General features: G+C 46.2%; 10 protein-coding genes. 6 read left to right on the plus strand and 4 right to left on the minus strand.

Annotated features, from left to right (window positions below; translation table 11 throughout):
- The first annotated feature begins 58 nt into the window (after positions 1–58).
- A complete protein-coding gene (locus ABVF09_RS08965; protein ID WP_371069030.1) occupies positions 59–1,783 on the plus strand; it encodes a methyl-accepting chemotaxis protein in 1,725 nt (574 codons plus the stop codon).
- Between the two features lie 506 nt (positions 1,784–2,289).
- Here ABVF09_RS08965 and ABVF09_RS08970 read toward each other — a convergent pair.
- The 3 genes from ABVF09_RS08970 to bglX all read right to left on the minus strand — a co-directional run bounded on the left by ABVF09_RS08970 (position 2,290) and on the right by bglX (position 8,106).
- Positions 2,290–2,472, minus strand: coding sequence for a hypothetical protein (locus tag ABVF09_RS08970; protein WP_026571174.1), 183 nt, complete (start codon positions 2,470–2,472; stop codon positions 2,290–2,292).
- Between the two features lie 114 nt (positions 2,473–2,586).
- Positions 2,587–5,922 (minus strand): GH36-type glycosyl hydrolase domain-containing protein, encoded by a 3,336-nt coding sequence (locus tag ABVF09_RS08975; RefSeq protein ID WP_371069031.1) that lies wholly within the window; start codon positions 5,920–5,922, stop codon positions 2,587–2,589.
- A gap of 18 nt (positions 5,923–5,940) precedes the next feature.
- Positions 5,941–8,106, minus strand: coding sequence for a beta-glucosidase BglX (gene bglX / locus ABVF09_RS08980; RefSeq protein WP_371069032.1), 2,166 nt, complete (start codon positions 8,104–8,106; stop codon positions 5,941–5,943).
- Between the two features lie 295 nt (positions 8,107–8,401).
- On the opposite strand from bglX, the gene ABVF09_RS08985 reads away from it, so the two are divergent.
- The 5 genes from ABVF09_RS08985 (at position 8,402) to ABVF09_RS09005 (ending at position 13,311) form a co-directional block, all read left to right on the plus strand.
- On the plus strand, positions 8,402–9,634 hold the full coding sequence (locus tag ABVF09_RS08985; protein WP_026772148.1) for a sugar ABC transporter substrate-binding protein: 1,233 nt from the start codon (positions 8,402–8,404) through the stop codon (positions 9,632–9,634).
- Positions 9,635–9,720: 86 nt separating this feature from the next.
- Positions 9,721–10,599, plus strand: coding sequence for a carbohydrate ABC transporter permease (locus ABVF09_RS08990; RefSeq protein WP_026571178.1), 879 nt, complete (start codon positions 9,721–9,723; stop codon positions 10,597–10,599).
- Positions 10,600–10,617: 18 nt separating this feature from the next.
- Positions 10,618–11,439, plus strand: coding sequence for a carbohydrate ABC transporter permease (locus ABVF09_RS08995; RefSeq protein ID WP_026571179.1), 822 nt, complete (start codon positions 10,618–10,620; stop codon positions 11,437–11,439).
- Positions 11,440–11,462: 23 nt separating this feature from the next.
- Positions 11,463–12,224 (plus strand): alpha/beta hydrolase, encoded by a 762-nt coding sequence (locus ABVF09_RS09000; RefSeq protein ID WP_026571180.1) that lies wholly within the window; start codon positions 11,463–11,465, stop codon positions 12,222–12,224.
- A gap of 85 nt (positions 12,225–12,309) precedes the next feature.
- Positions 12,310–13,311 (plus strand): LacI family DNA-binding transcriptional regulator, encoded by a 1,002-nt coding sequence (locus ABVF09_RS09005; RefSeq protein WP_026772150.1) that lies wholly within the window; start codon positions 12,310–12,312, stop codon positions 13,309–13,311.
- A 534-nt stretch (positions 13,312–13,845) separates the two neighbouring features.
- Here the strand turns inward: ABVF09_RS09005 and ABVF09_RS09010 are convergent.
- A complete protein-coding gene (locus tag ABVF09_RS09010; protein ID WP_371069033.1) occupies positions 13,846–14,490 on the minus strand; it encodes a class D sortase in 645 nt (214 codons plus the stop codon).
- Positions 14,491–14,492: the final 2 nt, after the last annotated feature.

A 14,492-nucleotide genomic window follows, 5' to 3' on the forward strand; every position in this document is an offset into this window, starting at 1 on the left:
ACAAAATACAGCTGCCAGAGATTTTACTGCTGCATGCTACAACGAGGGGTAGAAAAATATGCGGAAAAAGATTAAGTTACCCAGCCTGAAGTTTTCGAATCTTAGCATTGGCTGGAAGTATGGGGCCAGTTTAGTTGTTGTTTTTGTTTTGTTCGGTATATCTGCCGGTATTGTCACCACGCTGATCAATGGCATCGGTAACAACATCGATGAAGTGGACAGACGAGGGGACCGGGCGATCAAGGTGACGGAAATGGGATCCTTGACCAGAGCCAAGTCGGTACGGATCGCCAGCTACTTGAATAACGATGATGCTCGCTACATAGATGAGTATAACGAGCGCTTAGATCGTTTCAATACGTTGGAAAATGAATTGAAGGCAAGTATGGATACCTCCGAAGAAAAGGAGTTATTCACGAAAATCCAGGAGAATGACAAGCGGATGAACGATTTGTTTTTAGAAGTAATTGTTCCGGCAGTGGAACAGGACGAAGCCTCATTGCTGGCCAATTTGAAAGTTGAATCAGATCAGCTGCGGTCAGAAACAGTGCAATTATTGGACAGCTTGCGCGAAACGGTTATAGCTGACCGTCAGGCGGCCATTAAGGAAGCATCAAATAGTTCTGCCTTGGCTAGAAACGTATTGCTTATCGCGATAGCTGCTTCTGTGATTCTGGGCGGTTTGCTCGTCTTCTTCATAAGCCGTTCTGTCATCCGTAATTTGAACAAAGTTATTTACGTCAGTGATCAAGTTGCCGATGGAAACCTGGCAGTCGATCCAGTAGACTATGCTGGCAAAGATGAAATCGGCCGTCTCGCTGCTTCGATCAACGCAATGGGTTACAGTCTCAAGGAGATGGTGGAGAAAATCGCCGGAATTTCCGAGACTGTCAGCGGTCAAAGTGAAGAATTGACGCAGTCGGCCAACGAAGTCAAGTCCGGTTCACAGCAGGTGGCCACCACCATGCAGGAATTGGCATCAGGATCAGAGTCCCAGGCGAACAGTGCTTCTGAATTGGCTTCTGTAATGGGTGATTTCTCTCAAAAAGTACAGGAGGCGAATGAAAGAGGTGCCCACATCGATGAAACATCCAGTCATGTCCTCGGTATGACTGAAGACGGAAGTAGTTTGATGGATTCATCAATAGAACAAATGCAAAAGATTGATGGGATTGTACAGGACGCTGTGAAAAAAGTCCAGGGGCTTGATTCTCAGTCACAGGAAATCTCCAAGCTTGTATCGGTCATTAAAGACATCGCTGAACAAACCAACTTGCTTGCACTGAATGCAGCGATCGAAGCTGCGCGTGCGGGGGAACATGGAAAAGGCTTCGCTGTCGTTGCCGATGAAGTAAGAAAGCTTGCAGAACAAGTAGGAGTCTCTGTTACCGACATCACGAACATTGTGAGCAATATCCAAACCGAGTCCAGCAAAGTGACAGAATCGCTTCAAGGCGGCTATAAAGAGGTTGAACAAGGGACCAGTCAAATTGAGAAAACTGGTAAAACATTTGCCAGTATCCACTCTTCTGTTTCTGAAATGGTGGAAAGTGTCCAAATGGTTTCTGGAAACCTGGCAGCCATTGCTGCGAAGAGCCAGGAGATGAATGCCTCGATAGAAGAAATAGCTTCGATTTCTGAAGAAGCCGCTGCAGGGGTAGAGCAAACGTCGGCATCTTCCCAGCAGACCAGCAGTTCGATGGAGGAAGTCGCCAACAGCTCTGAACAGCTTTCCGGCCTGGCCGAAGAATTGAATGGATTAGTAAGACAGTTTCGATTATAGCTTTTTTAAATGAGGGAATTCCTTTCCTCAGGTACGTTCCAAAAACATAGTGGCTGAAGGAAAACCGGACGATATTCGACAATGCCGAGCATTCGAATTCGTTCGGTTTTTTGCTTTTATATATAAGATAAGCTTTTTTGACAGACTTCCTTTTATACGGTTGTTTGATGAGTACTACCCATCGCTGCTTTTAGATACACTGCTTTCACTTTCTCCAAAAATACAAAAGGCTTAACTTGTCGGTTTTCGAGCCATGCTGTTCCTGTAGAAATCCGTATACGCAACAACGTGCATGCCCTTTTACAAAACAGCATGTCAACACGTATTAAGAATGGATGTTTGTATCTGAGTGCAGGCACTCTGTGATTATGAAGGGAGATTAAAAGCAGCGGAATGTTTCCGGTAATCCCTCCCATGAATGGGAAGTGTGCGAATGACAACTATTGCTAGCGCATATAGCGTTTGGGGGCAAATGGAGGATCATTTCACCGATCATGTTGCTTTGCTTATCCTTTGTCCTCCGCGCTTTGTCCGCTGTTCAGCTGATCTATTTTTCTCTCGATTCGGTCTAATTGTTTTTGTCGTTTCGCCTGGGAACGGAACACCGAGACGAACAACAGCACAATCAAAACCAAAATCATCAAGTAAACAAACTGTACGAGCACATCTCCCCATAGTAAATCATTCATAAAACCGTCCTCCTCTAGTAGATGCTGTTTCCAGTTTACCAGAAATTAACTGACAAAGTAAAAAAAATACCGGCAACAGGACTGAAAGGAGTCAGTCTGTTGCCGGTAAAATTTTTATATATAGATTTCGATGCTGTTTTTATCTGTCTGCAATGTTCTCTCCAGTGCTGCCTTTTTCACAATAAGTCCACCTTGCCGGTACGGATTGTAAGCTTCTTCCACGGCCATTTTTTCACCATTGACCAGAACCTGTCTTTCTTTTTGGCCAATGTGAAAAACAAATGTGACCGGCTTGTTTAAAAAACGGAACGCAAATTCGAGATTGTCCATTGAATCAGGTAGAACCGGATCGATGACAAGGTCGCCCGACTGCTGACGGATTCCTAGCACATTGGTGATCAACTGGTTCATATAGATTCCAGGACCGCTTGAATATATCCGCCAGCCGCCTTTCACCGCAACCTCGCCGTTCCGGAGTTTTCCGAAGTTATCCTGTGCATCATACCGAGTTTTGAATTTGCCGTCGGAGCTGCTGAAGTAAGCATTGCTTTGCCGCAGTTCTGCATTCGGCACGGCTTTCTGGATTTGTATCGGATTGATGATATCCAAGCCATTCCATGCTTCTTCCGCTTTTCCTAGCTTGGCCATTGCTTCGACAAAACGAATATGGGCATGGACATACTGCAACCCGATCTCTCTGCCAAAGTTGGCTGCCTGCTCGGCCCGTTTAAAATGAGTGCTGACCCCGCCGGAATAATTAGCCGGCCGGTTCATCAATCGAACGCCGTCCGGGAATGACAACTGCTGTTTTATTAACTGATAATGCCGCTCGGCTTGTTCAGGAGTCAGCAGTTCACTAATGATCCCACGCTGCATTGGCAACAGGCGGTAATCGATTCCTGTTTCGGTATCAGATGGATGCAGCATCATTTGCGGTTTGTCCGGATCCTCCAAGTATAAAAAGCCGGGTATCACATCTGACTGCAGGACATAGGTTTGGAAATCTTGTTTGACACCAGCCAACAGTGTTTCCATCTCCTCGACTTGTGGATCTCCAGCCTTTTTCAAGACACTTGTCATACGCTGTAAAGCCTGGTAGGTCAAGGCCACTGTCCAGCTGCTGACCATATATTGCTTCAACTGCTGATTGGCAGGCTGCAGGGTGTCGTCCCAGTCGCCGTCATCATAAGCGGACAAATGGGTATCATGTAAAAAGTGTTCCTGTATATAAGCAATCTGTTTTTTGACGTGTTCCAAAATGGTCGCTGTTTCTTCCGTGAAAGCAAAGTTGTGTCTGTCTGTATAGGGAACCTTCGTTTGAAGGATGGCATAGTCGTTTGTAGCTTCTACATAGTCGCTGATCACTTTAAGCGGCCAGACGATAATATCGCCATGGCTATCAGCTTGTTGAACGGTGTTGTATTGATCAAACATGAACCACTGCGGCCAATTTCCACTTTCTTGATATTGGTGAGAATATACCATCTTGATTATTTCTTTTACTGTTTGTTCGTTTTGGGTGGCCATGAAATACTCTGTCGGCCCCTGACAGACATCGCGCGTACCCCAGGCTGCGCCGCCGTATTGCTCCAGACCGTGTGGGGTTGAGAAATGGACAAGCATATTATGGGTGTACCACCAGGCGAGTGCGTTGACTTTCTCCAGTGCTTCATTAGAGCCAGAATCAGTACGTAAATGAAAGTCGTTAAGCAACCCGTGAAAATATTCACGATAACGTTTTATCTCATGTGCAGAAGAACGTTTTTCCGCAGAGTATTTTTCTTTTCTGAGCCCGCCAGTTATCACGATCGTCCATTCCGAAGCTGGAGCAAGTGTCAGGACGACCAGAGAAGCATCCCCGGTTTTGATGGAATCGGCCAGTTTTTGCTCGTCACCGAATTCTGCTTCCGGACCAGCAACATGCAGCTGATAATTTAGGGCGGGATAGACAGAAGAACTATCAGCTGATTTGTCCGCCGTGAACGTAACGGTTTGATTGTCCACCTCATAATGGAACGGAACTTCGTATTCGTTGTTTTGCATGGTCATTTGATTGGTTACCAGGTAACGATAAGCTCTCCCGCTTTGCGATGCTGCTTCGAGTTGAACCTGCTTACTGTCTACAGTAGTAAAATTCGTGATAATAATCGTATCGTTTTCCAATTTGTAATACCAGCGGGCGTAGTTGAACCCGATTTCGAACAAGGAAGGCATCGTCAGCAGACGATAGCTGCCTTCAAGCTCGATATAAACCCGCTGTCCCGGAGTTTTGGCTATGTTCAGCGGATTCCGGGCATTGGTCATCATTTTATTCATGTTGACATTTCCGATTGCCAGTTGCGAATTGAAAATGCCATACATATAAGAAGTGGTAGACAAGTTATCGTCCCGTACGACATGGTTCCCGCCACTCATTAAAATGTGGCCATGCGGCCTTTCGACCATGGTTTCCTTGCGTTTGAGGACAATATGCTCATACGTATCGGTGAAAAAGGAAAGCAAGCCGTTTTGGTCTTTCTCTTCCAATTGCCGATCCGGAAAATAGCGGTCGATTTCCTGTTCTGTCATTTCCAGTGTTTGCAGTGGTTCACCCAATGAAGTCGATCGAACAACCCGGTCGACAGCCTTCCGTTCCAACCCTTTTTGTTTTTCTGTCGCTTTCCATGCTTGTTCGATTTCTTCCTGGTAATCTAATGCAGTCACCGCCTCCGGATGATCCGGTTTGAAAAGGCCGTAAAAAACGAAGCGGTGGCTGCCGTGCAGCGTTACTTGCTTGGATTGCAACGCGGTATAGGCGAATTCGTATTGATAAATGTCGTTTTGCAGCTCCGGCTTCGTCAATGCCTCCGGTTGATTGGTTGTCTTATAAGAAAGACCGAAGAACTGGAAACCGTCCGTGGAAAAGCCGGAGGCCCCTTGCAGACAGCCTTGCTGCAGATAAGGAAATCCGTCGCTTTGCGGTTGGTTTTGTCTGGTACATACGACATAACCTTTCTGCTCATCATTAAACACTTTATGATCCATGTATTGGGACATATAGGCTTCGTTTGCCCGGACTGCGCCTTTGTCGGCAAGTCCGAGGTCCTGACCATAAATGATGTCTGCCTTTTTACCCTTTCCGTCAAGAGTGATGTCCCAAAACCAACAGTTGTTTTCACCGGGAAGAAAGCGGACTTGATAGTCGATATCCTGAAAAGTCCCGCTCCAGACGATTTCTTTTTCGCCAACCTCGATTTTGCTGTTGGATTGCACACCGATCATGGGAACGGAAACGACGGTGCCATCTGGTTGATGAACCCGCAAATATACATTGTTCAACGCTCCGTCTATCGGATTGGCCAGCCACTGATTGATCAGGGTCTGGTTATGTGTTACTTGAAAAATATCTCCGCTTTCCATAAAGGAGAAGCTGACTTCTCCTGCTTGGAAGTGGTGAGGTGTGTTAGGCATGAAATTTCTCCTCCTGCATTAACGTGATAAATGGAATGATTCCGCAAGGCATTCCTTGCTGTTCGTTCCTACATAAACCGTGAATTTACCAGAATCACTCTTGAATTCCAGATCGGCATGATGGTAGCGAAGCTGTTCTTCTGTCAGCAAGAATTGTACCTCCCGGCTTTCTCCGGGTTCCAGTTTGATTCGCTGGAATCCTTTCAACTCTTTTAAAGGCCTTACTACTTCGCCGACGTGATCCTGTGTGTATAATTGCACGATTTCTTCTCCTGGTGTCTGGCCGGAGTTTGTGACAGTCACAGCGACGGTCAACTCCTGTCCTGCTGTCAGTGATTCTGCGTTAAGAGCCAAATCGTCATAGGTGAAGGTCGTATAGCTCAAGCCGAAGCCGAATGGATACATTGGGTCATTCGGACTGTCTAGATATTGGGATACATAGCGTTCTTGGGCATCAGGGGCATCTTTCGGGCGCCCGGTATTGAAATGATTATAATACACTGGTACTTGCCCCACGGAATGTGGGAATGACATCGTCAACTTTCCTGATGGATTGATGTCGCCATACAGCAGGTCTGCGATGGCATTCCCGCCCTCTGTACCTGGCTGCCATGCTTCGAGCACTGCGTCGGCCTGGTCTGCAACTCCGTGTAAGTCCAGCGGACGTCCATTGAACAGGACAGCGACCGTCGGCTTGTTCAGCTGTTTAACAGCCTTGATCAGATCGAGTTGGGCCTGAGGCAGTTGAATATTGGAACGTGATCCAGCTTCTCCACTCATCTCCGAGCGCTCTCCCAATGCCAGTACAACGATATCAGCCGTCTTGGCGGTTTCAATGGCTTCTGCCAGCTGTGCCTCTGATGCCGATTCGATGTCACATCCCTGGGCCGTTCGCAAGTTGTCTGTGCCGATTTTCGTCTTTATCCCTTCGCTTAAGGAAACGGCTTCTTCCCGGGAACCCCTCCAAGACCATTGGCCAAGAATATCCCCGCTTTCGGCCATCGGGCCGATCAAAGCGATTTGCTGCTGTTTTTGTAGTGGAAGGACATGGTCGTTTTTCAGCAGTACAGCTGATTTGGCGGCAAGTTCCCGGGCAGCTTGCCGGTGTTCATCCGACATGATGAGGCTTTTTTCTTTCGCTTCATCTGCCCCGCGGTAAGGATTTTCAAACAAACCGAGCTTCTTCTTCAACTGCAGGATACGCAGGACTGCTTCGTCAAGCAACGCTTCATCGACCGTACCAGCTTCTATTAAGTCGCGAAGATGATCCACATAGCAGGTGGTCATCATTTCGATATCCAAACCGGCTTTAATAGCTTTTAAGGCTGCTTCCTTGCCATCTTCAGCAACTCCGTGCGGTATCATCTCCTTGACTGCTCCCCAGTCGGAAATCAGAACCCCATCGAAATTCCATTCATCGCGCAAAAGGTCCCGCATTAATTTTTGATTGCCGGTAGCAGGAATGCCGTCGACGGTGTTGAAAGCCGTCATCACCATCTCGCTGCCTGCGTCCAGTGCTGCTTTGTAAGCTGGCAAATAGGTTTCCCGCAGTTCCCGTTCCGACATGTTCACCGTATTGTAGTCACGCCCGCCTTCCGGTGCCCCGTAAGCAGCGAAGTGTTTTACGCAGGCGGCGACCCGGTTTATATCGTAGGTGAGATCTTTTCCTTGAAAACCCCGGACTTGGGCTTTTGCGAATTCGCTATTCAGATAAGGATCTTCTCCGGTTGATTCCATTACCCGTCCCCACCTGGGATCGCGAACCAAATCGACCATTGGAGCAAAGGTAACGTGGACACCTGAGACAGCTGCTTCTTTGGCTGCGATTTCTGCGCTTTTTTCCGCTAGCTGTAAATCCCATGAGCATCCGATTGCCAATGGCACTGGGAAAATGGTTTTATAGCCGTGAATGATATCAGACATAAACAACAACGGTATACCGAGGCGGTTTTCCTGCAAGTGCTGCTTCTGGATTGCTTTGATTTCTTTAGCGCCCGAAGCGCCTAGAACAGAACCGCCATTCTTGACGACGGATTCGTCGATTCCCATTTCTTCCATTGGACCGGTGATTTCCCCTTTAGCGGAACTCCCTTTGAAAAAAGGTGCGGCCAACTGCATGAGTTGAGCGATCTTCTCATCAATCGTCATTTCTTTTAATAGCCGATCGAGTGATTGTTCTGACATATGGTTACCTCCTGTGTCAATACGTGATATTGTGCTAGTACGTTCTATTCCAATGTATAAATTGGAATCGATTTCACTGACTACTATATGCTATTTATAGAAACGTTTCAATAGAAAAACACAAAATAATTTATTATAAAAACAAACCATACTATTATTAAATATGTTGTTTTATGAGGATTTTTCAAGAAATTTATCAAAAATGAAAAATAATAGTTGAAACCGATTTCAATTAGATTTATAATACGGTTATCGAAACGTTTCAATTAACAAAGAAAAAAGGAGTGGAGAGGCAATGAAACAAAAGAAACTTGGATCTTTGCTCGTCGTGATGCTTGCAGCCGTATTGGTGTTGGGAGCCTGTTCTTCCAATGGGTCATCAGGTGGATCGTCTGATAAAGATACAATAACGGTGTGGACCATGACGCCAGAGTTAGAGGACTTTGTAAAAGAATATGAAGATGAAAGTGGAGTCAAAGTGGAAGTACAAGCAATACCTTGGGACAATGCACATGATAAACTGCTGACCGCTGTGGCATCTGGAAAAGGCCCGGATGTTCTGCAAATCGGTACTACTTGGGTGGCTGAGTTTGCCGAGGCGGGTACATTTTTGGATTTGACGGACTACATCGATGAATATCCAAACTTCAATCCGGATAATTTTTATGAAAGTGCTGTAGAAACGACAAAATACGATGGCCAAACTATCGGAATTCCATGGTATGTAGATACGCGTGTTTTGTATTACCGAACAGATCTGTTAGAGGAAGTCGGATATCCGGAAGGACCCGAAACATGGGAAGACGTAAAAGACGCGGCAACGCAATTGGCTGCACGCGGAGACGATCAATATGGGATCGAGATTCCTCAGGTGGACCAAAACTTCCCGTTCATGCTGGCATGGGAGAATGGCTGGCAATATGAAGAAGGGGAAGGGGCGGCCAACTTTGAAAAACCGGGATTTAAAGAAGGGGTCGAATTGCATCATACGTTCTTTGAAGAAGGAATGGCTCAGCTGACTGAAGGGAAACAGCTTTACCAGGCGTTCAGTGATGGCTCGAAACCGATGTTTTTCAGTGGGCCTTGGGAAATCAATTCCATCAATGAACAAATTCCAGAGCTGGAAGGACAGTGGGACGTTCATGTCATGCCGGAAGCAGAGAATAACAAATCAATGATCGGCGGGGCGCACTGGACTGTATTTAACAATACAGAAAAAGTGGACGAGGCGCTTGATTTCATCAACTGGATGGCGGATCCGGAAACACAGGTTTCCTGGTATGACACGGTTACAGAATTGCCCGCAAATATGGAAGCGTGGGAGGATCCTGAACTTGCTGATGATGATAAAATCAGCACGTTCGGCAAGCAGCTAGAATCGACCCAAGCGGTCCCGGTAATTCCTGAGTTCGAAACAATGGCACAGGAACTGATCGATACACTGGAACAAATCAACCGGAATGACGCCGATATCGATAAAGCGTTGGAAGAGTACCGCAATCAAGTGTCAAGCATTCTATCAAAATAAACTGTCGGAACATATTGTATGCAAGGTGTGCGCATCATCAATGCTTGCACCTTGCTTCCTTGTGAATGGTTGAAGGGAGGACCAGGATGAACAAAAGTAAGTTCAATATTACGCCGTTTCTTTTTATTGGACCCGCTGTCTTATTACTGTTTGTATTTTCTTTTGCACCGATTCTAGTCTCGCTTGGTATCAGTTTCACGGATATGAACTTGAGCGGCCTGGCGAACTGGTCGCAAATAAATTTTGTCGGTTTTGATAACTTTGTCCAATTGTTTCAAGATGAGAAATTTCTCCAAGCCATGGGGAATACCTTTTTTTATGTGATTATCGGTGTGCCGTTGGCGGTCGGCAGTTCCCTGTTGATTGCCGTTTTGCTGAATTTCTTTAATAACTGGGTATCCTCCACATTCCGGGTTGTCTATTATGTTCCATCCATCACCAATATCGTAGCAATCGCGGTGGTTTGGAGTTTTCTGTACAATCAAGAATATGGTTTGTTCAATTATCTGTTGTCCTTGATCAATGTCGATTCCGTACCTTGGCTGGAGGAACCTGTTGTTGCCAGACTGTCCTTGATTCTGCTGGCGGTTTGGAAAAGTAACGGGGTAAGCATGCTGATATTCCTGGCAGCATTGCAATCAATACCGAAAATGTACTATGAAGCAGCAGACATCGATGGGGCGAACAGAATTCAGAAGTTTTTCAAAATTACTTTGCCATCCATGGGATTTGCCACCTTTTTTGTCACCGTGACCACCTTGATTGGCTGGCTGCAATTTTTCGAAGAACCTTTCGTCATGACAAACGGGGGGCCGTTGAACGGAACGAATTCGATGGCTTTATTCATTTATCAGGAAGGCTTCCAGTATAGTCAGTTCGGTTATGGAGCTGCAGCGTCCTTCGTGCTGTTCGCTATTGTCATTGTAGCTACACTCGTTCAATTTAAACTGAGGAAAACAGACTAAACCTAGTGAGGTGCCGCTATGGAATTGAAAAATAAATTTGAGAGAGCAGTTGTGCTTTTTATCCTGTTCGCAGGTGGTCTGCTCGTCTCCCTGCCGTTTATCTGGATGATTCTCAGTTCTTTTAAAAACGACAGAGAGGTACTGAGCATACCGCCGACATTGTTTCCGGAAAACCCGACCTTCGAACATTATATTGAGTTATTCCAAAATCTGAACTTTGGCGTTTACTTGATCAATACCTTGATCATCGTGCTTTTCGCAATGCTTGGTTTGTTATTGAATACAATGGCCGGCTATGGATTCGGGAAATTCGATTTCCGGTTCAAAGAAGGATGGTTCATGATTGTCCTCGTCACGATGATGATTCCCGGCCAGGTCACCATGATTCCGACCTATCTTATTTTAAATGAAATGGGGCTGACCAATACGATGGCGGGAATCATTCTGCCAGGTTTGATTGCTGCCTTTAATATATTTTTGATCCGTCAGTTTATGGTGACGATCCCGGATGATTTGATAGAAGCGGCCCGGCTGGACGGTGCCGGTGAGTTTTATATTTTCTTCAAGTTGATTATCCCGCTTGCCAAACCGATATTGGCAGTACAGGTCATTCTTACCTTTATCGCTTCCTGGAACAGCTTCTTATGGCCGTTGATCGTGGCAAATGATGAGTCGCTGTACACTTTGTCTGTCGGGTTGGCGTTGTTGCAGGACGAAAATGTGACGAATTATGGATTGCAAATGGCTGGTTCAGCGTTTATGGTTGTCCCGATCGTCGTGATATTCATGATTTTCCAGAAATATATCGTGGAAGGCTTCAATGTATCCGGAATTAAGTAAAAAGATGCGAGGGGAGCGATTGTATGGCTCTGATTGAATGTAACTTTGGTTCGGAAGTGTTATCCAAAAATATGGAAATGAAGGTCATCCTGCCGCAAGAACGCCGTCCTGATGGCACAGGGCACCCCACCCTGTATTTATTGCATGGTTTTAGCGATAACCATACAGCTTGGACAAGGTGCACGTCGCTGGAACGCTATGCAGAAGAAAAGAAACTGGCTGTGGTGATGCCGGCGGTGGATAATAGCTATTATGCCGATATGAAGTACGGAGGCAGCTACTGGACGTTCTTGACAGAAGAACTGCCGAAAACTGCCCGATCCCTGTTTCCGCTGTCCGCGAAAAGGGAGGATAATTTTGTAGCCGGCCAGTCGATGGGTGGATTCGGCGCATTGAAGTGGGCGCTCAACCATCCTGAACGGTTTGCAGCTGCAGCAAGCTTGTCCGGCGTGACCGATATGGTGTATCATTTGCAAAATGTGCGTCAGGAGAATTCCGACAAATCGAGGTATCTATCCCTGGTTTTTGGCGATGAAGATATATCCGGAACGGTCGATGATTTGTTGTATCAGCTTAGACGGCTGGACAAAAGCGTGAAAGAGAAGCCGGCGCTTTATCAGGCCTGCGGCACGGAAGATTTTTTATATGAGCATAATCGGCGTTTTTTGCATGCCTGCAAAGAGACGTCGTTTGCATTGACGACAGATTTCGGACCGGGCGACCATGAGTGGCAGTATTGGGATCAAGTGATTCAGCGGGTGTTGCGCTGGCTTCCGGTAAAATAATTCCAATTCTTTCGCAGTGGGGGATAAATAAAGGGCTTCCATTTGTTAAACTAGAATATAGATACTGGTATGGAGGCTATAGTTTATGGCGACGATAAAAGATGTGGCAAAACTTGCAGGTGTGGCGATTTCGACGGCTTCCTATGCATTGAACAACAGTGCGAAGATAAGTGCCGCCACCAGAAAAAAAGTCGAGGAAGCTGCCCGTTCATTGAACTATCAGAAAAATGGGTTTGCTTCGGATTTGAAAAGAACCAAAACGAAAACGATTGTGCTGATCTTGAGTGATTTGTCCGGACCTTATTATTCGGAATTGATTAAAGGGGTTCAGGAAGTGACCGCGGCAAATGGTTACGATTTGATCGCTTGCAGTTCTATCGGTGGTCAGCAGTCGACAGCGGTGAAATTTTTGAAAGAAAAACGAGCGGACGGTGTGGTTGTACTGGCACACAATATTACCGATGAAGTGATTCTGGATTCCGCACGGCCTGATTTTCCGATTGTGGTACTGGACCGCAATCTTCAGCATGACCATGTGATTCAAGTTGAGGTTGATAATACGGAGGGAGCACGTATGGCGACCAATTATCTGCTTGATCGTGGGATGAAAGAAATTGCCTATATCAGCGGGCCGAATAATTCGCATGATAACGAGCGAAGACTTTCCGGCTATCGCGAGGCATTGGAAAAGCGGAATGTGCCTTTTTCCTCCCGTTTAAAAATTTCCGGGGACTTCACAAGAGATAGCGGCTATTTTTCCACCAAAATGCTGATTGCCCAGCAGAACCTGCCGGATGCTGTCTTTTTTGCCAACGATGAAATGGCTATCGGCGGACTGCAGGCTTTTGCTGAAAAAGGAATCAGTGTTCCGGATGATATTTCGGTGATCGGTTTTGACGATATCCAGCTTTCCGAGCATGTTTCGCCGCCGCTCACTACCATCCGACAGCCGAAATATGAGGCGGGCGCGTTGGCGGTTCACTTGATTTTTCAAGTGCTTGCCGGTGAGAAGGTGGAAGATCATTACAATTTGTCCACGGAATTAATTGAGCGAAGTTCTGTGAAAGATCATTCCCATTCAAGGTAAGTATTCGTATGGTGCGGCAGTTAACGCGATTTCGCTCGGCGGTCTGCTTGTGGGCTCACTCTGTAGTGTCTCACCTAATCAGTTTGTCTGCTGCAGACCTTAATATATTTGGCATCTTTCCAGTGGAAAGGAAATGATCTGTTGAAACCTGTTCGGGCATTTAAAAAGGAAGCATGGACTGAATCGCAAGTAGCCAGCGATGATAAAAAGCGACTCTTATGAACTTACTTTAATAAAAAGGAACGGGCCGGGACAAAAGCGTGGCCGCCAATGCAAAAACCGAACGGTTCCGTTCGGTTTTATTTGTGTGTTCCGTAGAAGAACTTCTTTTTATCCTATTGTTTGAGCGTGCTTTGCATCACTATGGCAAGATACTGCACGTTCCCCGGGCACGGCTTCAGCCCCCTCAGCTTATTTGTATCTAGAACAGTGACGAAGATGAAAAATCAGCCCGGAGTCCTTTATTTTTCTGAAATGGCCTATGGAACCAACTATAAAAAAGGCTATTGTCGGACTGGAATCAGAAAATACTTTCTATGTCGTTGACTCTTCTTTAACATGTTTTCCTATCAATTCCGCCTGGATGATATATCGGTTTGGTGCGGATCCGATAAAGTCAAATGGATAGCAGGTCGTCAAGGTCAGTGTCGGTGTTTGTTTCTCGATGAGGACAGAGCGGTCATCAGCGTCGGTGATCCAGGTTTTGCGTATTTGGTATTCATAGAATATATCCTGAAAATCAAGATATATTCTATCACCCGGCTGCATGTCGTCCAACCCCGTAAAAACAGTATCCCGGTGACCGGCTAAGCCGGTATGGCCAAGTTGGCCGGGTTGTTTCATAGTCTCAGAGGCGTACATACCGACACCGTTTTTAAGGGTTTGTTTGTCCGTTCCCCAAAAAACCGGATAAATCTTTTCCAGCTTGGGGATGGTCAGTTCCCCGACTTTTTCTCCTTTCCTGAAGATTTGTGTGGAGCTTACCCTGGTCCGGTCTTCAGATGTCGTGTAACGCTGCAGCGATTTCTGGATGTTTGAATCATTCCAATGTTGGGAGACGGATCTGGCTGCCGTTCGATCAACCGTCACCACTGTTGATTCTTCCCACCATTTATACCCATGCCATCCGGTTATCGCCAAACCGATGGCAAACAGCGCTATTCCGAAAAAATATTTCATGA

Source organism: Sediminibacillus sp. JSM 1682029, assembly GCF_041366435.1.
Lineage (GTDB): Bacteria > Bacillota > Bacilli > Bacillales > Amphibacillaceae > Sediminibacillus > Sediminibacillus terrae.

Bases quoted from the DNA above. Each gene is read 5' to 3' on its own strand.
- ABVF09_RS08975 (WP_371069031.1), bottom strand. From the start codon at position 5,922: ATGCCTAACACACCTCACCACTTCCAAGCAGGAGAAGTCAGCTTCTCC.
- ABVF09_RS08970 (WP_026571174.1), bottom strand. From the start codon at position 2,472: ATGAATGATTTACTATGGGGAGATGTGCTCGTACAGTTTGTTTACTTG.
- bglX (WP_371069032.1), bottom strand. From the start codon at position 8,106: ATGTCAGAACAATCACTCGATCGGCTATTAAAAGAAATGACGATTGAT.
- ABVF09_RS08995 (WP_026571179.1), top strand. From the start codon at position 10,618: ATGGAATTGAAAAATAAATTTGAGAGAGCAGTTGTGCTTTTTATCCTG.
- ABVF09_RS09000 (WP_026571180.1), top strand. From the start codon at position 11,463: ATGGCTCTGATTGAATGTAACTTTGGTTCGGAAGTGTTATCCAAAAAT.
- ABVF09_RS09005 (WP_026772150.1), top strand. From the start codon at position 12,310: ATGGCGACGATAAAAGATGTGGCAAAACTTGCAGGTGTGGCGATTTCG.
- ABVF09_RS08990 (WP_026571178.1), top strand. From the start codon at position 9,721: ATGAACAAAAGTAAGTTCAATATTACGCCGTTTCTTTTTATTGGACCC.
- ABVF09_RS09010 (WP_371069033.1), bottom strand. From the start codon at position 14,490: ATGAAATATTTTTTCGGAATAGCGCTGTTTGCCATCGGTTTGGCGATA.
- ABVF09_RS08985 (WP_026772148.1), top strand. From the start codon at position 8,402: ATGAAACAAAAGAAACTTGGATCTTTGCTCGTCGTGATGCTTGCAGCC.
- ABVF09_RS08965 (WP_371069030.1), top strand. From the start codon at position 59: ATGCGGAAAAAGATTAAGTTACCCAGCCTGAAGTTTTCGAATCTTAGC.